Origin of the sequence: Pseudomonas pudica (genome assembly GCF_015680405.1) — a bacterium.
GTDB lineage: Bacteria > Pseudomonadota > Gammaproteobacteria > Pseudomonadales > Pseudomonadaceae > Aquipseudomonas > Aquipseudomonas pudica.
This window is the reverse complement of sequence record NZ_JADLJS010000006.1, coordinates 85,546-103,555: the sequence shown is the minus strand read 5'-3', so window position 1 is coordinate 103,555 and position 18,010 is coordinate 85,546. Positions and strand designations below refer to the sequence as shown.

The window sequence follows — 18,010 nt, the reverse complement described above, 5'->3', positions numbered from 1 at the left end:
CGCTGCAGCCCTTTACAGGCAAGGCCTGCAAAGCTCTGATCATTTTTTGAGCAGTGCTTCCACAGACCGCGCTGCGCTAGAATGCGCCTCTTTTCCACAGCCTGCTGCCCACCATGCCTGATCTGAGCCCCGCCTCCCCTCCCCTCGCTGTCGTCATCGGCGGCGGCCCAGCCGGCCTGATGGCCGCCGAAGCACTGGCCCAGGCGGGCCTGGCGGTCGAGGTTTTCGATGCCATGCCTTCGGTGGGCCGCAAGTTCCTGCTGGCGGGTGTCGGCGGCATGAACATCACCCATTCCGAGCCCTACCCGGCATTCGTCAGCCGGTACGCCGAGCGCCAGGGCGAAATCGCCGCGCTGCTGCAGGACTTCGATGCCGACGCCTTGCGCCAGTGGATTCACGGCCTGGGCATCGAAACCTTCGTTGGTACCTCGGGCCGGGTATTTCCCACCGACATGAAAGCCGCGCCCCTGCTGCGCGCCTGGCTCAAGCGCCTGCGCGACAGCGGGGTAGTTATCCACACCCGTCACCGCTGGCTGGGCTGGAATGCCGAAGGTGCATTGCGGATTGCTTATCCACAAGGCGAGCGGCTGGTGAAGGCTGCCGTGGTGGTGCTGGCGCTGGGTGGCGGAAGCTGGGCGCGACTGGGCTCGGACGGTAGCTGGCAGCCACTGCTGGCCGCACGCGCTGTGGATATCTCGCCCTTGCGGCCCAGCAACTGCGGTTTTGAAGTGGCAGGCTGGAGCACGCTGCTCAAGGACAGGTTCGCTGGGGCGCCGTTGAAGAACATTGCGCTCAGCGTTCCCGGCAGCGCGCCGCGCAAGGGTGAGTTCATCCTCACCGCACAGGGTGTGGAAGGCAGCCTGGTGTATGCCTGGTCAGCACTGGTGCGCGAGGCTATCAACCGCGACGGCCACGGGGTGTTGCTGCTCGACCTGTTGCCGGAAAAGCCTGTGGACAAGATTGCCCAGGCGCTGGCCAAGCCACGGGGTTCGCGCTCCATGGCCAAGCACCTGCACAGCCAGCTGGGTATTGATGGGGTCAAGGCTGCGCTGTTGCGCGAGCTGACCGATCAGGCGACGTTTGCCGACCCTGGTGCCTTGGCGAGGGCGATCAAGGCATTGCCGATCACGTTGGTGCGTACGCGGCCGCTGGATGAGGCGATCAGCAGCGCGGGCGGGGTGCGTTTCGAGGGGCTGGATGAGGGCTTGATGGTCAAGGGCATGCCAGGGGTGTTCTGTGCCGGCGAGATGCTGGACTGGGAGGCCCCGACCGGGGGGTATCTGCTGACGGCGTGCTTTGCCAGCGGCTTGCGCGCCGGGCGGGCGGCGGCAAGCTGGCTGAAATCCTGACACATACTCGATCCACTGTGGGAGCGGGCGTGCCCGCGAACACGGGCGAAGCCCGTGCCATGCACCGCGGTGCCTGCTTCGCGGGCACGCCCGCTCCCACAGGTGCCAAGCTTCCCCAGGCTACGGCTTACGCTTGCGCGCCCCACCATTGAAGCTCGGCACCTTGCGCACCGCCTTCACCGCCGGCTCGGCACTACCTGATTCAGCGCTGTCCATCCAGCGCCCCAACCCGCGCTTGGCGCTGTTTTCCTTCGGCTTCTTGGGCTTCTTCGGCTTCTTGATCACCTGGCCACTGGCGTCGGTCATCGGCACCCGGTGGTCAGGGATGAAGTCCGGCTCTTCATGACGCGGCAGGGTCTGCCGGGTCAGCACTTCGATTGCCGCCAGCAGCTGTACTTCATCGGCACACACCAGCGAAATCGCCTCGCCCTTGTTGCCCGCCCGCCCGGTACGCCCGATGCGGTGCACGTAATCCTCGGCAACGATCGGCAGGTCAAGGTTGACCACCAGCGGCAGGTCATCGATATCCAGGCCGCGGGCCGCCACATCGGTCGCCACAAGCACCTGGATTTCGCGGGCCTTGAAGCTGTCCAGCGCGCGCTGGCGGGTAGCTTGCGGGCGGTCACCGTGGATGCCGTCGGCATTCACACCCTCGGCCAGCAAACGCTCTACCAGTTGATCGACGCCGTTGCGGGTCTTGGCGAACACCAGCACCTGCTTCCAGCGCTGCTTGCGCAGCAGGTGGCAGAACAGGTCCACCTTGCGTTTTTTATCCACAGGCACCAGCCACTGCTTGACGCTGGTGGCCGTGGCATTGCGAGGGCTGACTTCGATGCTCAGCGGGTCATTCAGGGCCAGCCCCGCCAGCATGCGGATCTGGTCGGAGAAAGTGGCAGAGAACAGCAACGTCTGGCGCTTGCGTGGCAGCGCGGCGTACACCGACTGCAGTTCTTCGGCAAAGCCCAGGTCGAGCATGCGGTCGGCTTCGTCCAGCACCAGGGTCTGCACCTGATTGAACTTCACGGCGTTCTGCCGAAACAGATCGAGCAAGCGCCCCGGGGTGGCCACCAGCAGGTCGACACCACGGCGCAGGCGCATCATCTGCGGGTTGATGCTGACCCCGCCATACACCGCGTAGGTGCTCAGCGGCAGGTTCTCGGCATACTCGCGCACATTGTTGTGCACCTGCTCGGCCAGCTCACGAGTGGGCACCAGCACCAGTGCGCGGATCGAGTTGCTGGCCACCTTCTCGCCTTCCAGCGCCAGGCGCTGAAGCACAGGCAGAGCAAAGCCCGCGGTCTTGCCGGTGCCGGTCTGGGCCGCGGCCATCAGGTCGCGGCCGGCCAGCACGGCGGGGATGGCCTTGGCCTGCACCGGGGTCGGGGTGGTGTAGTCCAGTTGCTGCAGGGTGCGCAGCAGCGGTTCGATCAGGCCGAGTTTGGCGAAATTCATGGCAATACCGTCAGGGGGGTTCAGCGAAGGCGGCAAGTTTACCGCATCACCCCCACCTACTTGCAGATTTCGCCTTTCAATGGCTGCGCCGGCTCTGGTGCCTTGCGCCACTGCGGTAGGCCGATCAGCACCACTGCACCGATGATCACCGCCATGGCCACACATTCTTCTGCACCAATCTGCTCACCGGCAAAGACAATACCCAGCAGAACGGCCACTGCCGGGTTGACGTAGGCATAGCTGGTGGCAGCTGCCGGGCGCACGTGCTTGAGCAGGTACATGTAGGCACTGAACGCCAGGATCGAACCGAAGAATACCAGGTAGGCCAGTGCCCCCCAGCCGGCAGCGGTCGGCATCTGCGTCATGCGCTCGCCAGACAGCACGCTGCCGAGCAGCAGCACGGCGCCACCGACCAGCATTTCCGCAGCGCTGGCCATAGGCCCCTGAGGCAGCGGCAAGGTCTTGCTCCATACCGAGCCGAATGCCCACGACGCTGCCGCAAAGATGATCAGCGCCGCGCCAATCGGGCTTGCCTGCAGGTTGGAGCCCAGGTTCAGCAGGCCGATACCCACCAACCCGAGGGCGATCCCCGCCCACTCCAGCTTCGAATTGCGGTGCCCGAACAGCAGGCCGAACAGCAAGGTGAACAGCGGCACGGTCGCCACCGCCAGCGCCGCCACGCCCGAGGCCACGCCGGCATGCTCGGCCACGGTCACGCCACCGTTGCCACAGCTGAGCAGCAGGAAACCGATCGCCCCCGCAGCCCGCCACTGCGGCCAGGTCGGTGCCGGTACACCGCGCCAGCGCAAGAAACCATACAGCAGGCCCCCGGCAATCAGGAAGCGCACCCCGGCCATGAGCATCGGTGGCCAGCTCTCGACGCCAATGCGAATGAACAGGTAGGTAGAGCCCCAGACCAGGTACAAGGCCAGGAAAGCGCCAATGAGCAACAACGGGAAGCGACGGGAGGCAGGCATGGGAAACACTCGAAATCCGTTTACGGGTGGCTTAGTTTAGAAAGGCCACTGTGTAAACTTAAGTTACAAAGCAGCTTTAAATGACCCGAACACTTTGCATTGCATGGTTATTCGGATGCTTTTCAATCGAATCGAAACCAGGCAGGGAAATTCCATGGACAAGTACGACCGCATGCTGCTCGCCGCCCTGCTCGACAACGGCCGCGCCACCTTCGCCCAACTGGCGCGCCAGGTGAACCTGTCGGCGCCGGCGGTGGCCGAGCGTGTGGCCAAGCTCGAGGCCAGCGGAGTAATTACCGGCTACCAGGCCAAGGTCGACATGAGCAAGATTGGCCTGCCGATCCAGTGCGTGATCGAACTGCGCCTGGCCAGCCACGGCAACCAGCAGGCCTACGAAGCGTTGACCCAGATACCCCAATTGACCGAATGCCATCGGGTAACCGGCGACCCCTGCGTCATCATGCAGGCAGCGGTGGGTTCGATGCCGGAGCTGGAAGAACTGATCAACCGGGTCGCGCAATTCGGCTTCAGCAAGACCTCGATCATTCTCTCCAGCGCAGTGGAGCGACGGGTGCCGCTGGGGCAACTGGAGAAGAAGCCCTAACAGAACCTGGCCAGGGTTTCACGAACCTTCGCGGCAGGTGTTTTCTGCAGGCGGCAGAGCAGGTCGTGCGAGAGTTGCTGTACACCATGGCCCTGGCGCAGCACGCCAGCCAGGTGTTGCAGCAGGTTGGCGGCCATTTCGGCATCGGCCATGGCCCGGTGCGCGGTACCGGTATCCGGCAGCCCGGCCCAGCGGGTCAAGGTGCCCAGCTTGTGGTTCGGCGCCGCCGGCAACAAACGCCGTGACAGCAGCAAGGAGCAGGCGAAGGCCTGGGTGCGGCTACGGCCGATGCGGCCCAGTTCGTAGTCCCAGAACTTCTGGTCGAAGGCGGCATTGTGTGCCAGCAGCGGGGTGCCACCAACGAACTCGGCCACTTCGTTCATCACCTTCTCCACCGGCGGCGCACTGCGCAGCATGGCGGTGGTGATGCCAGTGAGCCCGGCGACGAAGGCCGGTACCGGCACACCCGCGTTCATCAGGCTCTGGTAGCGCTCGACGATGCACCCGCCCTCCAGCATCACCACCGCCACCTCAGTGGCGCGGCAGCCGGCACCGGGGCTGATGCCGGTAGTTTCAAAGTCGATGACAGCGATACGTTCCATGAAAAATCTCAGTGTTTTAGCAACAGCGCACCCTCGATGGGCACATAGCGGGTGGCGGCACGGATCAGCGAGAGTGCGGTAAGCCCGGGCACACCATACACCACTGCTTCGGTGCCATGGCGCTGTCTCACCCGCTCCAGCAGCAGATCGAAATCGCCATCGCCAGAGGCCAGTACCACTTGGTCGACGCGGCTGGCGGCGTCGATCACATCCAGGGTAATGCCCACATCCCAATCACCTTTGGCCGAGCCATCGCTGCGCTGGATGAAGGGCTTTAGGCGCACATCGAAACCGAGGTTGCGCAGGATCTGCTGGAACTGCTGTTGTTTGCTGTCGCCACGGTCGATGGCATAGGCCACGGCCTCGACGATCTGGCCTTCGCGGCTGACGTCGGCCCACAGGGCGGTGTAGTTGAAATGGCAGCCGTGGGCCTGGCGCACGGTGTAATAGAGGTTCTGCACATCGGCGAACAACGCGATCTTTTTCACCTTGGAACCCCTTGGTCGGCCTGGAGTGCTGGGGGCAGCTGTGCAGCCCTTTCGCGACACAAGGCCGCTCCCACAGGGGTTCGCGTACCCTTGTAGGAGCGGCCTTGTGTCGCGAAAGGGGCGCAAAGCGCCCCCAGAATCGCCAGCAGTATGCCAGACCTGTCAGACGTACGAATCGTCGTCCGAGAAGAACCCACCATCATCGCTGCCATAATCGCTGTCGGCATAACCACCCTGGTCGCTGCCCCAGCCACCGTTGTCAGCTACCTGCTGCTGCGCCCCCGAGTCGTTCCAGCCACCGTTGTCACTGGCCGGCGCCGGCTCTTCCTTGATCACCTCGACCACCTCCTCCGGCTGCGAGTTGTGGTTGAACAGGCTGCTGATGCCCTGCGCCAGCAACACGCCACCCGCCACACCGGCTGCAGTCTGCATCGCGCCGCCAAGGAAGCTGCTGGCACCACTGCGTGCCGGTGCAGCGCCAAAGCCAGGCTGCTGCGCTTGTGGCTGGGAAAAGCCCGGCGCCGATGGCTCACGCCAGCCACCGCCAGATGTCACGGGTGCTGCAGCGGGACGCTGCGGTTGCGCGGCCGGGGCCGCATTGCGCCCAGCCGAACCAAAGATGCTGGACAGGAAACCACCACCGCCATTACTCGGCGCACTGCTGGCGCGGGCGGCCTCGGCCTGGGCACGGGCCTGCTTCAGTTCGGCTTCCAGTTGCTTGTTCTGCTCGTCGAGGCGCTTGATCGCTGCCTCCTGCACCAGAATCGCCTGGGCCATGTAATAAGGCGCCGCCGGCTGCTGACGTACATGTTCCTCGATGCATGCCTGGGCCTGCGCATCACGTGGCTGGCTCGGATCCTCGGCTTGCTTGAGGCGGCCGAACAGGCCATCGATCAGGGTTTGTTCTTCAGTATTCATGGGGCGACCTCGTGGGGTAGCGGACAACGGACAGCGTCAAAGATGGGGCGTACAGGCGTGGGATTCAATCACCGGCGGCGTGAAACTTTTTTCAGCAAGTGACAGCCCCAAGCCTGCTTTGGGCTAAAGTTAAGCCCCTGTTTTTACTGCCATGCGATCTTGACTGATGAATCCGCTGAGCGTCCTGCGCGACTCCCTGTACTTCTTCCGCCGTCACCTGCCAAACATTCTCCAGCTGTGCCTGCCGCTGGTGGTGCTGGAAGCCTTGCTCACCCAGTTGCTGTACCGGCAGATGGGCGACCAGGCATCACCAGCCTACGGCATGCTGATCAGCCTGCTGTTCTACCCGCTGTACAGCGCCGCGCTGATCCTGTACCTGGACACCCGCAGCAACGGTCGGGACATCGCCAAGCGCGACCTGTTCGCCCGTGCCCTGCAACTGTGGCCGCAACTGGCCCTGCTGATCCTGATCAGCTCGCTGCTGATCATGGCCGGCCTTGCGCTGTTCATCTTCCCGGGCGTGTGGATCATGATCAATCTGGTGTTCGCCGAATACCTGCTGGTACTGCGCGGCCGCCCGGTGGTGCAGTCGATGCGCGACAGCGCCAGCATGACCACTGGGCATTTCATGCGCATCATGATCTGTGTCGTAGGTGTGCTGGCGCCGATCTGGTTGATCGACGGGCTGCTGCTGATGGCCTTCCCCGAACCCGCACCGGGTGTCGAACTGGCCATGGACAGCCTGAGCGGCTTCCTGCAGCTGTTCAGCACCGTGGTGCTGTATCGCCTGTTCATGCTGCTGGAAAGTGAGGCCGGGGCCTGAGGCATCCGGGAAAGTCTTCGTTCTGCTCGCACGCCCGACGGTGGCATTAAACCAGATAGCCGAAGTCACCGATCACTGGCAGACCGAACCCTTATACCAAGACGGTGACGAGCTGTTTTGCCACCTGCTCGACCAGAGAGGTAATAAGGCAAAGGTCTGAACTATGCACCCAGCTACTGGAATTACCAACAGCCACCGGCCCCGCTGAACGTCTGGGAAGGCGAAGTCGCTACCTTCGCGCTTGAGCTGAGGTCCTGATGCAAAAGTTCAAGGCACGAAGCTCTGTACGATTGGCCTTGATACTCGGTGATGCTGCGTTGAAGTCAGCCTCGGAATGCTCATTTACAACCCGTCTGACGGCTGTATAGCCTCGACGCGCTGGAGGAAGCCATTAAGCCTCCCATCTGGCACACCCGATCCACACGGTGACTGCATTACCACATCAGCCTCTCTGGCAATGCAAATCCAGTACCTGCTGAACACGAAAGAAGGCGAAACACTCACCTTCCTGCTTAAGCAAGATAGCTGAACACTGCCGCTCAGGTGCCGCGCGGCTTCGCCCGTGCGGTAGCCTCAGCCACCAATGGATCATCCGGCCAATAGTGCTTGGGGTATCTGCCCTTCAGATCCTTCTTCACTTCGGCATAAGTCGTACGCCAGAAGTTGGCAAGATCCTGGGTCACCTGCACTGGCCGCCGGGCCGGTGACAACAGATGCAACTTCACCTGCTGACGACCATTGGCGATGCGCGGGGTGTCGGCCAGGCCGAACAGCTCTTGCAAGCGCACGGCAAGGATCGGCGGGTTCTCGCTGTAGTCCAGGCGAATGCTCGAGCCGGAAGGCACCGCCAGATGCGTCGGCGCCCATTCATCCAGGCGCTGTGGCAATGGCCAGGGCAGCAGATTGCGCAAGATCGACGGAAGGTCCAAGGCAGCGAAATGACTCAGCCGCGAGACTTTGCCAAGATAGGGTTGCAGCCAATCTTCCAGGCTGGCCAACAGGGCTTCATCACCCAGGTCGGGCCATTCGCTTTGCCCATCCTTGAGCAGATCCAGCTGACGCAAAAGTGCTATCCGCGCCTGCCACTGACGCAGCTCCGGGGTCCAGCTCAGCAGGTTCAAGCCTTTGCGCCGCACCAGGCCAACCAGTGCCTTCGCGCGGGCTTCATCATTCAGGCCAGGCAATGGTTCGCGGCTCAGCACCAGCTCGCCGACCTTGACTTGGCGCTCGGCGCGCAGCACCTGCTCGCGCTCGTCCCAATCGAGGATATCCACCCGCTCGACCTGCTCGGCCAGCACACCCTCGAGCAGCGCCGGATCGAACTCGGCGGCCAGGTAGATACGCTCTTCGCGCTGGCCCTGCCGGCTGCCCAGGTCGGCAATCACGAGCCACGGGCACTTCATCAGTGCATCGACTTCGGCAAACAGCGCCGCTCGGCCGTTGGCCAGCCGGTATTCCGCACCGCCTTCGCGGCGCTGCTGGGCGACGCGGTCGGGGTAGGCCAGCGCCAGCAGCGCGCCCAGCCAGCGCGGGTGATCGGGGTCCACGACCGGCGCGCGTGGTTTGCCACGCAACAGGCCACGGTACTGGCGAGCCAGTTGGCGCGCACGCTGCACGCCGCCGTGGCTGCCACGGGCAGCCTTGCTTTCACCACTGACCAGCGCCAGCCGGCTGTGCAAATCAGCACCACCGCCGCGCTGGATATCCCGCTCGCCCAGCAGCGCAGCCACATCACAGGCCATCTGCGCCAGGCCAAGGTCCTGGCCGCGCAACAGCAGATGCGCGATACGTGGATGCGCCGGCAACTCGGCCATGGCCTGGCCGTGTTCGCTGAGGTTGTCACGGCTTCCGGGCTTGAAGGCATTGAGCCGTGCCAGCAGGTCCTGGGCCTGAGCGAAGGCGGCAGTGGGGGGCTGGTCGAGCCAGCGCAACTGCTCGGGCGTCACGCCCCAGCGTGCCAGTTGCAGGGCCAGGCCGGCCAGGTCGGCCTGCAGGATCTCGGCGCTGCCGTGTGCGGCCAGCTGTTCATGCTGGGCCTCGGACCACAGGCGGTAACACACGCCGGGCTCCAGGCGGCCGGCACGGCCGGCGCGCTGGGTAGCACTGGCGCGGGAGATGCGCTGGGTGTCCAGGCGGGTCATGCCGCTGCCGGGGTCGAAGCGCGGTACCCGGGCCAGGCCTGCGTCGATCACCACGCGCACGCCGTCGATGGTCAGGCTGGTCTCGGCGATATTGGTGGCCAGCACTACCTTGCGCAGCCCCTCGGGCGCCGGGTCGATGGCTGCACGCTGGGCGTCGAGATCGAGCTCGCCATGCAGCGGGCAAAGCAGGACCTCGGGGCGCTCGCCCAGCGCTTCCTGCAGGCTCTGGTGCACCCGGCGAATCTCGGCTTGACCCGGCAGGAATACCAGCACACTGCCGGTCTGGTCAGCCAGTGCCTGCAACACGCTGTCCACTACCCGTGGCTCGATGAACTCACCCGGTTGGAAAGGCCGCCCCCAACGGATGTCGACAGGGTGCATGCGGCCTTCGCTGCTGACCACCGGGGCATCATCCAGCAGCCGCGAAAGGCGCTCGCCCTCCAAGGTCGCGGACATCAGCAGAATCTTCAGTGGCGGGTCGTCTCGCAGCAATTCCCGGCCATTCAGGCTCAATGCCAGGGCCAGGTCAGCATCGAGGCTGCGCTCGTGAAACTCGTCAAAGATCACCAGCCCCACGCCCTCAAGCGCCGGGTCGGCCTGCAGGCGGCGGGTGAGGATGCCTTCGGTCACTACTTCGATGCGGGTTTTCGGCCCGACCTTGCTGTCCAGGCGGATGCGATAGCCCACGGTTTCGCCGACCTTTTCGCCCAGTTCGCTGGCCAGCCGCTCGGCCGCAGCCCGCGCTGCCAGACGCCGGGGCTCGAGCATGAGAATGTTCTGCCCGGCCAGCCACGGCTCGTTGAGCAGCGCCAGCGGTACTCGGGTGGTCTTGCCGGCGCCAGGCGGCGCCTCCAGCACCGCTTCGTCACGGTTTTCCAGGGCCTGGCGCAGGGCCGGCAAGACAGCATCGATCGGTAATGAAATCATGGTGGTCCTCGAACAGTCTGGCGAGTATAACGGCGAACCCAAGCTGCCCTATCATGGTCTTAGCTTCAGGTGCAGGCGTTTCGCTTGCCCTGCTGAATACCTTTTCGGAGTTTTTACATGCGCATCCCATCCCGCGTCATCGGTGGCGCCCTCATCGTCACCTTGCTGACCCAACTGACGGCCTGCGGCACCATTCTGTACCCGGAACGTCGTGGCCAGATCGGCGGCAAGATCGACCCAGTGGTTGCCGCAATGGATGCCATCGGCATCCTGTTCTATGTGATCCCGGGGCTGATCGCCTTCGGTATCGACTTCGCCACGGGCGCCATCTATTACCCAGGCGGGCGATCCGCCCAGGTCGACCCAGTCAAACTGCGCGAAGCCGTGAGCCCCGATGGCAAGGTCGACAACCTGAAGTTGCAGGCCATTCTGGAAAGCGAATTGGGCCAGCGCCTGCCGCTGAACGACCCACGGCTGATCCAGCATCGCGGCAGCATCGAGCAGTTGGCCAGCCTGGGCCTGGTGCCTGCTGCCTGAAGCACAAGGACGCTACCCACGGATGATGACCACCCCGGCTGAACACCAGCGCCTGCTACGCCTGGCCACTCGCGCATCGCTGGCGGTGGCCAGCATCCTGGTCCTGAGCAAGGCGCTGGCCTGGTGGCTGAGCGGGTCGGTCAGCCTGCTGGCCGGGCTGACCGACTCGGCACTGGACGCTGTTGCCTCGTTCCTGAACCTGCTGGCCGTGCACTACGCCCTGCGGCCAGCCGACAACGACCACCGGTTCGGCCATGGCAAGGCCGAAGCCCTGGCCGGTATGGCGCAGGCGCTGTTCATCGGGGTCAGTGCGGTGCTGATCGGGGTGCAAGCGGTTGACCGCCTGCACAGTCCGCAACCCTTGGGCGATACCGCCGTCGGTATCGGGGTGATGCTGCTGTCGCTGGTGCTGACCCTTGCCCTGCTGGCACTGCAACACAAGGTCATCCGCCTGACCGGCTCCACGGCGGTGCGGGCCGACTCCCTGCACTACCGCTCGGACCTGCTGCTCAACGGCAGCATCCTGCTGGCCCTGCTGCTGGCACGCTTTGGCTGGCCGCAGTTGGATGCGCTGTTCGGCTTGGGTATCGCTGTCTATATCCTCTGGAGCGCGCTGCAGATCGCGCGGGAGAGTACGGCCATCCTGATGGACCAGGAACTGCCCGGCGATGTTGGTGAAGACATGGCTGCGCTGGTGCTGGCCATTCCCGGGGTTGAAGGCGTGCACGACCTGCGCACGCGGGTGTCGGGCAACCAGTGGTTCGTGCAGCTGCATCTGGAGATGCCGGGGCAATTGCCGCTGCATGATGCGCATGCCTTGTGCGAGGAGGCCTCGAAGGTGATCCGCCAGCGTTATCCACAGGCGGATGTGATGGTGCATGCGGATCCGGTGTGAACCTGCAAGGGCCCTATCGCCGGCAAGCCAGCTCCCACAGGCACTAAACATGGCTTCAGGCCGGCGCGGTTACTGTGGGAGCTGGCTTGCCGGCGATAGGGCCGGGACAGGCAGCACATCTGGATCAGTTGATGCTGTAGCCTCGGCCGCTGAAACAAGCGCCCAGCGCCCGCCGGTAGTTGTCCGCCACATTGGCCGGCGGTGCATAAGTCGCCGTCGCCGGGTCGAAGCCTGATTGGTTCACCGCCCAGCGGTGGCACTGGTAACGGTCCTGGTCCTGCTGTTCCTGCCCTTGCCCATACATCGGATAGGCCACCACGTCATACCCACCGCCTACAGGTACCGGCGCCGCAACCGGCGGGTTGACCACCACATACTCGCGGCTGTCGGCCAGGTATTGGTAATAGGTATCGGCCACCAGGAAGAACAGCGCCCCGCCCAGCCAGACTTCCCGCGCATAGGGCGGCAGATAGTCGACTCGCACGCCAAGGGGCGGGGTCACTACCACATAACGGCCACCATGGGGGCGATACCAGTAACCGCCGGAGTAGAAGTAGTCATCGCCACGGTAGGGCACTTTCCAGTAGCGGTCCGGGAAATGATCGATGGTGTGACCCGGGCGATACTGCGGCCCCGGCCCCCAGCCATTGCCATGACCATCCGGGCGCCCCTGCCAGTCACCGCCAGGCCGTTGCCCCGGGCCACCGGCTTCCCAGTGGTGGTTATCGCCATGGCGGCGGGGAATGTCCTGGTAATAGCCTTGGCGTGGCGGCTGGGTCTGCTGCACTTCGTCACGCGAATTGAGCGAGCGGCCCGGCGCCCCTTCGCCCGGCCCTTCGGCCATGGCCCCGAGGCTGATGCTCAACCCCAACACACCAACACCTGCCAACTGCCAGATGCGCGACTTCATGCTGTTCCTCTCGGTAGAAAATACGGCAACCACAGCCAGTCTACCGCGCCTGTCATGCAGGCCAATTAAATTTCCGGACATGAAAAAAGGGAGGCCGCTGGGCCTCCCTTCAGGAATTGTCGTCCGTGCTCGGCACTTGTGGCGCCGGCTCACCTCACACCGTCTTCTGGAAGGTGTGTAGCCCGGGGGCCTGCAGATCCTGTTGGATGGCTGGCCGCGACCGCCCGCCTAGGGCGCGTCGCCGTGGACTGATGTCCGGGCAGTGATTCTGTGGATAAAGATACCGGACAGGCTGCGGCAGATGATTGCGAAGATTGCTTGGATAAATAGCACTTGCGCAATTTTTCACCCTGGATTGATAATTCACCGCAATCCGAACAGAAAAGGCATAACCCATGAGCAAACTTGACCGCTACGACCTGAGCATCCTCGCCGAATTGCAGCGCGATGCGCGCATTTCCAACCAGGAACTGGCCGAACGCATCGGCCTGTCGCCTTCGCCATGCTCGCGTCGGGTCAAGCAACTGGAGGACGATGGCTACATCTCGCGCCAGGTGGCCCTGCTCGACCGCAAGAAGCTGGGCCTGAGCCTGACTGCCTATGTGCTGATCGGCATGGACCGACACACCCCGGAGCGTTTCGAAACCTTCGAGGCGGCCATCCGCAACCTGCCACAGGTGCTTGAATGCAGCCTGGTCACCGGCATGGATGCCGACTACCAGCTGAAAGTGGTGGTGCCAGACATGGACCATTACCAGAAACTGCTGCTAGGCAGCCTGACCCGCATTGAAGGCGTCACCAGCGTGCGTTCGAGCTTCGTGCTGAACCAGGTGCTGGCCAGCACCGAGCTGCCCTTGACCCACCTGCGTTAGTGCCTGCGCCAGCAGGCGTATAATCGGACGCTCAAACCGCCTGGAGAACACCGATGGATCCCGCCGTATTCGAAGAGTGGATGATGATCATCCTGGTCACCGTGTTGATCGGTTTCATGGGTTTCATCGTCTGGGACCTGGCGAAAAAGTCCAAGGCCGGGCGGTTCGGGACCCTGATCCTGTTCTTCGTGCTGGGGCTGGGGGTGTTGGCCTTCATCATCAAGAGCGTGGTGGTGGGGTTTCTCGAAGGGGTGTAAGGCTCAAGAAAGCCGGGAGCGCTTTGCGCTCCTTTCGCGACACAAGGCCGCTCCTACAGGGATCGCACAATGCCTGAGTTTGCGCTGCACCTGTAGGAGCGGCCTTGTGTCGCGATGGGCCGCAAAGCGGCCCCCGCTAGCGCTGCAACTTCGCCGCCACTTCGCGCCAGCACCCCTGCTCCAACCCATCCAGCGCCCAGTCGCCAATCCGCACCCGCACCAGGCGCAAGGTCGGCAACCCCACCGCCGCCGTCATCCGCCGCACCTGGCGGTTACGCCCTTCGCGAATAACCAGCTCCAGCCAGCTGGTCGGCACGCTCTTGCGAAAACGCACCGGCGGGTTGCGCGGCCACAGCTCGGGCTCGTCCAGGCGCCGCGCCTCGGCCGGCAAGGTCGGCCCATCGTTCAGTTCCACGCCATCGCGCAAGCGCTGCAACTGCTCCTCGCTCGGCTCCCCCTCCACCTGAACCCAGTATGTCTTGGCCAGTTTGTGCTTCGGGTCGGCAATGCGCGCCTGCAGGCCGCCATCGTTGGTCAGCAGCAACAGGCCTTCACTGTCACGGTCCAGCCGCCCGGCCGGGTACACGCCGGGGATGTCGATGAAGTCCTTGAGCGTCGCGCGCCCGTCGCCGTCGCTGAACTGGGTCAGCACGTCGAACGGTTTGTTGAACAGGATCAGGCGCGGCTCGGCCGGTGGCGCCTTGGGCTGGCGACGCGGGCCGGTGGCAGGCCGCGCCTGGGGACGGCGCGGCTTGGAACGGGGTGGCAGTGACATGGATCCTCAGCGGAACGGCGGCTCATCGAAACTGCGCAGTTTACGCGAGTGCAGCGAGTTGAGCTCGGTGCGCAGCAGGTCGAGGGCGGCAATGCCGATCTTCAGATGCTGGCTGACCGCCCGGTTGTAGAAGGCGTTGGCCGAACCCGGCAGCTTGATCTCGCTGTGCAGCGGTTTGTCGGACACACACAGCAAGGTGCCGTACGGCACGCGCAAGCGGTAACCCTGGGCGGCAATGGTACCGCTTTCCATGTCCACCGCCACGGCACGCGACAGGTTGATCAGCGGCCGCTCCTGGGCCCAGCGCAGCTCCCAGTTGCGGTCGTCGTAGGTCAGCACGGTGCCGGTGCGCAGGCGCTTCTTCAGCTGTTCGCCACGCTCGCCGGTGACCTGCGCGGCGGCTTCCTGCAAGGCCAGCTGCACTTCGGCCAGGGCCGGAATCGGGATGTTCGGCGGCACCACCCGGTCGAGAATGCCGTCACGGCGCATGTAGGCGTGTGCCAGCACATAATCGCCGATGGTCTGCGACTGCCGCAGGCCGCCGCAGTGGCCGATCATCAGCCAGCAGTGCGGGCGCAGCACGGCCAGGTGGTCGGTGATGTTCTTGGCATTGGACGGGCCGACGCCGATGTTGACCAGCGTGACGCCGTCGCCATCAGCGGCGATCAGGTGATACGCCGGCATCTGGTAGCGGTGCCAGATCACGCTGGCCACCAGGGCCTGGGTTTCACCGTGGTCCATGCCCTTTTCGATCACCACGTTGCCCGGCAGCACCATGCGCACGAAGCGCGGGTCGTCACGCAACTGGTCGAGGCCGTGGCTGATGAACTGGTCGACATAGCGGTGATAGTTGGTCAGCAGGATCCACGGCTGCACATGGCGCCAGTCGCTGCCGGTGTAGTGCACCAGGCGACGCAGCGAGAAGTCGACCCGAGCGGCATCGAACAGCGCCAGCGGCAGGGTTTCGGCACCGCCCCAGTCATACAGCCCGTCGGCGATGTTGTCGGTGGCAGCCGACAGGTCGGTGCTGGGGAACACCCGCGCCAGCTGCGCGGCGGTGATGCCGCTGCCGGCCAGTTCGTCGCCCTGGTCGACCACGTAGGGGTAAGGGATGTTCTGTTCGCTGACGCCGACCTCTACCGTGACAGTGTAGTCGTGCATCAGCGGGCGCAGTTGCTCCAGCAGGTAGCCACGGAAGGCAGCCGGCTGGGTGATGGTGACGCTGTAGGTACCGGCCACCTGGACCTTGGCGTAGGCCCGCGTGGTGGCGGCGACTTCACCGTGACTGTAATAGGTCAGGCGCAGCGCCGGGTAGCGGAACAGGTCGCGCTCTTCGACGCCCGGCTCGGTACGGTCCTTCAGGTAACGCTTGAGGGCCTGGCTAAGGGCCCCGGTGGCCTGTTCATGCAGGGCCGCCAGACGGTCGACGGCCTGCTCGGGGGTATCAACGACTACAAAAGCTTGGCTCACACTGTGCTTCCTGTCTGGACATGCATGTGAACCATCTTGCCTGCCTTCTTGGCTAAATACACCCCCATTGATCGGTGTTGCATCCATTCGCGGGCACGCCCGCTCCCACAGGATCTTCACTGCCCTCAAGTACGACGCAGTACCTGTGGGAGCGGGCGTGCCCGCGAAGAAGCCAGCTCAGTTTGCCCAGGCTGGCGTCGCCCTGGTCACCAATGCCGCCACATCCACACCCCGCGGCAACGCCCCGTACACGCGCCCGCCCCCCGTCAAGCGGCTGTCGATAAACGCATCACTGACCACCGCATTGCCCGCCTCCAGCAACAGCTTGGCCTGCAGCGCCAGGGCAATATCCTCGGTCAGTTGCCGCGCGCGGTACTGCATGTCACCAGTGTCGGCAAACGCCCCCTTGAGGTTGCCGATGTGCGCCGCCAGACGCGGGTCCCCGTGCCCATCGCCCAGCTCGGCGAACAGCGCATCCAGCACGCCCGGCTCCTTGGACAAGGCCCGCAGCACATCCAGACACTGCACATTGCCCGAGCCTTCCCAGGTCGAGTTGACCGGCGCTTCGCGGTACAGCCGTGGCAGGATGCTGTCTTCCACATAACCTGCCCCGCCCAGGCACTCGGCGGCCTCGTTGATCATGGCCGGCGCGCGCTTGCAGATCCAGTACTTGCCCACCGCCGTGACCAGCCGGGCGAAATGCGCCTGCTGCGGGTCTTCCAGCTGTTCCAGCGCCTGCCCCATGCGCAGGCTCAAGGCCAGCGCGGCCTCGCTTTCCAACGCCAGGTCGGCCAGCACGTTCTGCATCAACGGCTGCTCGCTCAGCAGCCGCCCGCCGACCTTGCGGTGCGCGCAATGGTGGGTCGCCTGGGTCAGCGCCTGGCGCATCAGGGCGCTGGAGCCGACCATGCAGTCGAAGCGGGTCATGGCCACCATTTCGATGATGGTCGGCACGCCCCGCCCTTCTTCCCCGACCATCCACGCCAGGGCACCGCGGAATTCCACCTCGCTGGAGGCGTTGGAACTGTTGCCCAGCTTGTTCTTCAGGCGCTGGATATAGAACTGGTTGCGGCTGTCATCCGGGCGGTGACGCGGCAGCAGGAAGCAGCTCAGGCCTTTTTCGGTCTGGGCCAGGGTCAGAAAGGCATCGCACATCGGCGCCGAGCAGAACCACTTGTGCCCGACCAGTTCGTAGGGCTGCCCCGGGCCCGCGGCACCGACCGGATAAGCCCGGGTGGTGTTGGCGCGTACATCGGTGCCGCCCTGCTTCTCGGTCATGGCCATGCCCAGGGTGACCCCGGCCTTGTGACGGTCACCGACGTTACGCGGGTCGTACTCGCAGGCGAGGATTTTCGGCAGCCAGTATTCGGCCAGTTCGGGTTGCAGCCGCAGCGCTGGCACGGCAGCGAAGGTCATGGTCAGCGGGCAGCCGGTACCGGCCTCGGCCTGGCTGTGCAGGTAGGTCATCGAAGCCCGCGCCACATGGGCGCCTGGGCGGGGTTCGGCCCATGGCAGCGACGGCAGGCCGTGCTCGACGGCGGTGCGCATCAGTTCGTGGTAGGCGGGGTGGAACTCGACCAGGTCTATGCGATGGCCGTAGCGGTCGTGGCTGCTGAACTCCGGCTTGTGTGCATTGGCCAGGAAGCCCGCCTGCATCAGCGGGCCGCCGGCCAGTGCCCCGTAGGCATCGATCCGCGATTCGGCCCAACCCGCACCGAAACGCCGAGACCATTCCTGTAGCGGCAGGTCAAGGCGGTAAAGGTTGGCACCGTCGAGGGGCGGTGGCTGGTTGGTGACTTCGTGGGTTTCAGCGTACTGGTGCAGGTTCATCTGGGGCTCCTGGATCCGGGTAGGCTTGAGAGACCCAGTGAAGCACTCCCTGGGAGTCAGTCAAAGTGACATTAATGACTAAAGAGCGTGAAACGCGGTCAGTTGCAGGTGCTGCTTGTGTCGCGAAAGGGCCGCAGAGCAGCAAGAAGACTGATGCACCCTTAGCGCCGGTCAGCGATAAAT

Annotated in this window: 17 protein-coding genes; 7 read left to right on the top strand and 10 right to left on the bottom strand. The window is 64.4% G+C overall.

All coding sequences use genetic code 11. From position 1 onward, the window contains the following. Nucleotides 1-113: 113 nt before the first annotated feature. Nucleotides 114-1,349, top strand: coding sequence for a TIGR03862 family flavoprotein (locus IRZ77_RS06880; protein WP_108480720.1), 1,236 nt, complete (start codon nucleotides 114-116; stop codon nucleotides 1,347-1,349). A gap of 120 nt (nucleotides 1,350-1,469) precedes the next feature. Here IRZ77_RS06880 and IRZ77_RS06875 read toward each other — a convergent pair whose 3' ends face one another. Beyond that, the gene (locus tag IRZ77_RS06875; RefSeq protein WP_013974320.1) at nucleotides 1,470-2,801 is read right to left on the bottom strand and encodes a DEAD/DEAH box helicase; all 1,332 of its coding nucleotides are present in this window, start codon (nucleotides 2,799-2,801) and stop codon (nucleotides 1,470-1,472) included. A gap of 56 nt (nucleotides 2,802-2,857) precedes the next feature. Beyond that, on the bottom strand, nucleotides 2,858-3,778 hold the full coding sequence (gene yedA, locus IRZ77_RS06870; RefSeq protein WP_025340737.1) for a drug/metabolite exporter YedA: 921 nt from the start codon (nucleotides 3,776-3,778) through the stop codon (nucleotides 2,858-2,860). Nucleotides 3,779-3,932: 154 nt separating this feature from the next. On the opposite strand from yedA, the gene IRZ77_RS06865 reads away from it, so the two are divergent. Further along, on the top strand, nucleotides 3,933-4,382 hold the full coding sequence (locus IRZ77_RS06865; protein WP_013974322.1) for an Lrp/AsnC family transcriptional regulator: 450 nt from the start codon (nucleotides 3,933-3,935) through the stop codon (nucleotides 4,380-4,382). Here the strand turns inward: IRZ77_RS06865 and IRZ77_RS06860 are convergent. The 3 genes from IRZ77_RS06860 to IRZ77_RS06850 all read right to left on the bottom strand — a co-directional run bounded on the left by IRZ77_RS06860 (nucleotide 4,379) and on the right by IRZ77_RS06850 (nucleotide 6,390). After that, nucleotides 4,379-4,984: a 3'-5' exonuclease gene (locus tag IRZ77_RS06860; RefSeq protein ID WP_108480717.1), complete on the bottom strand. Its 606-nt coding sequence runs from the start codon at nucleotides 4,982-4,984 to the stop codon at nucleotides 4,379-4,381. The genes IRZ77_RS06865 and IRZ77_RS06860 overlap by 4 nt on opposite strands. 8 nt (nucleotides 4,985-4,992) lie before the next feature. Further along, the gene (locus IRZ77_RS06855; RefSeq protein ID WP_046613162.1) at nucleotides 4,993-5,472 is read right to left on the bottom strand and encodes a LabA-like NYN domain-containing protein; all 480 of its coding nucleotides are present in this window, start codon (nucleotides 5,470-5,472) and stop codon (nucleotides 4,993-4,995) included. A 162-nt stretch (nucleotides 5,473-5,634) separates the two neighbouring features. Next, nucleotides 5,635-6,390 carry a DUF2076 domain-containing protein gene (locus IRZ77_RS06850; RefSeq protein WP_085599617.1) on the bottom strand — a complete coding sequence of 252 codons (756 nt, stop codon included), beginning with the start codon at nucleotides 6,388-6,390 and terminating at the stop codon, nucleotides 5,635-5,637. 166 nt (nucleotides 6,391-6,556) lie between these two features. Here IRZ77_RS06850 and IRZ77_RS06845 point away from each other — a divergent pair, with 166 nt between their 5' ends. Next, on the top strand, nucleotides 6,557-7,213 hold the full coding sequence (locus tag IRZ77_RS06845) for a YciC family protein (protein ID WP_108480714.1): 657 nt from the start codon (nucleotides 6,557-6,559) through the stop codon (nucleotides 7,211-7,213). 539 nt (nucleotides 7,214-7,752) lie between these two features. Here IRZ77_RS06845 and hrpB read toward each other — a convergent pair. Next, on the bottom strand, nucleotides 7,753-10,281 hold the full coding sequence (gene hrpB, locus IRZ77_RS06840; RefSeq protein WP_108480713.1) for an ATP-dependent helicase HrpB: 2,529 nt from the start codon (nucleotides 10,279-10,281) through the stop codon (nucleotides 7,753-7,755). Between the two features lie 117 nt (nucleotides 10,282-10,398). Here hrpB and IRZ77_RS06835 point away from each other — a divergent pair, with 117 nt between their 5' ends. Together IRZ77_RS06835 and IRZ77_RS06830 are read left to right on the top strand one after the other, a co-directional pair. Continuing rightward, on the top strand, nucleotides 10,399-10,818 hold the full coding sequence (locus IRZ77_RS06835; RefSeq protein WP_046613202.1) for a hypothetical protein: 420 nt from the start codon (nucleotides 10,399-10,401) through the stop codon (nucleotides 10,816-10,818). 22 nt (nucleotides 10,819-10,840) lie between these two features. Beyond that, a complete protein-coding gene (locus tag IRZ77_RS06830; RefSeq protein ID WP_108480712.1) occupies nucleotides 10,841-11,713 on the top strand; it encodes a cation diffusion facilitator family transporter in 873 nt (290 codons plus the stop codon). A 124-nt stretch (nucleotides 11,714-11,837) separates the two neighbouring features. Here IRZ77_RS06830 and IRZ77_RS06825 read toward each other — a convergent pair whose 3' ends face one another. Beyond that, on the bottom strand, nucleotides 11,838-12,623 hold the full coding sequence (locus IRZ77_RS06825; RefSeq protein WP_108480711.1) for a DUF6515 family protein: 786 nt from the start codon (nucleotides 12,621-12,623) through the stop codon (nucleotides 11,838-11,840). A gap of 395 nt (nucleotides 12,624-13,018) precedes the next feature. On the opposite strand from IRZ77_RS06825, the gene IRZ77_RS06820 reads away from it, so the two are divergent. After that, nucleotides 13,019-13,495 carry an Lrp/AsnC family transcriptional regulator gene (locus tag IRZ77_RS06820; RefSeq protein WP_003249795.1) on the top strand — a complete coding sequence of 159 codons (477 nt, stop codon included), beginning with the start codon at nucleotides 13,019-13,021 and terminating at the stop codon, nucleotides 13,493-13,495. A 53-nt stretch (nucleotides 13,496-13,548) separates the two neighbouring features. Then, nucleotides 13,549-13,752: a DUF2788 domain-containing protein gene (locus IRZ77_RS06815; protein ID WP_013974331.1), complete on the top strand. Its 204-nt coding sequence runs from the start codon at nucleotides 13,549-13,551 to the stop codon at nucleotides 13,750-13,752. A 136-nt stretch (nucleotides 13,753-13,888) separates the two neighbouring features. Here the strand turns inward: IRZ77_RS06815 and IRZ77_RS06810 are convergent, their stop codons facing one another. The 3 genes from IRZ77_RS06810 to IRZ77_RS06800 form a co-directional block, all read right to left on the bottom strand. Continuing rightward, nucleotides 13,889-14,527: a pseudouridine synthase gene (locus IRZ77_RS06810; RefSeq protein ID WP_085599635.1), complete on the bottom strand. Its 639-nt coding sequence runs from the start codon at nucleotides 14,525-14,527 to the stop codon at nucleotides 13,889-13,891. A gap of 6 nt (nucleotides 14,528-14,533) precedes the next feature. Continuing rightward, complete coding sequence (gene amn, locus IRZ77_RS06805) at nucleotides 14,534-15,997, bottom strand: AMP nucleosidase (RefSeq protein ID WP_046613207.1); 1,464 nt, start codon at nucleotides 15,995-15,997, stop codon at nucleotides 14,534-14,536. Between the two features lie 177 nt (nucleotides 15,998-16,174). After that, nucleotides 16,175-17,827, bottom strand: a complete 1,653-nt coding sequence (locus IRZ77_RS06800; protein WP_046613208.1) for an acyl-CoA dehydrogenase family protein — start codon at nucleotides 17,825-17,827, stop codon at nucleotides 16,175-16,177. Nucleotides 17,828-18,010: the final 183 nt, after the last annotated feature.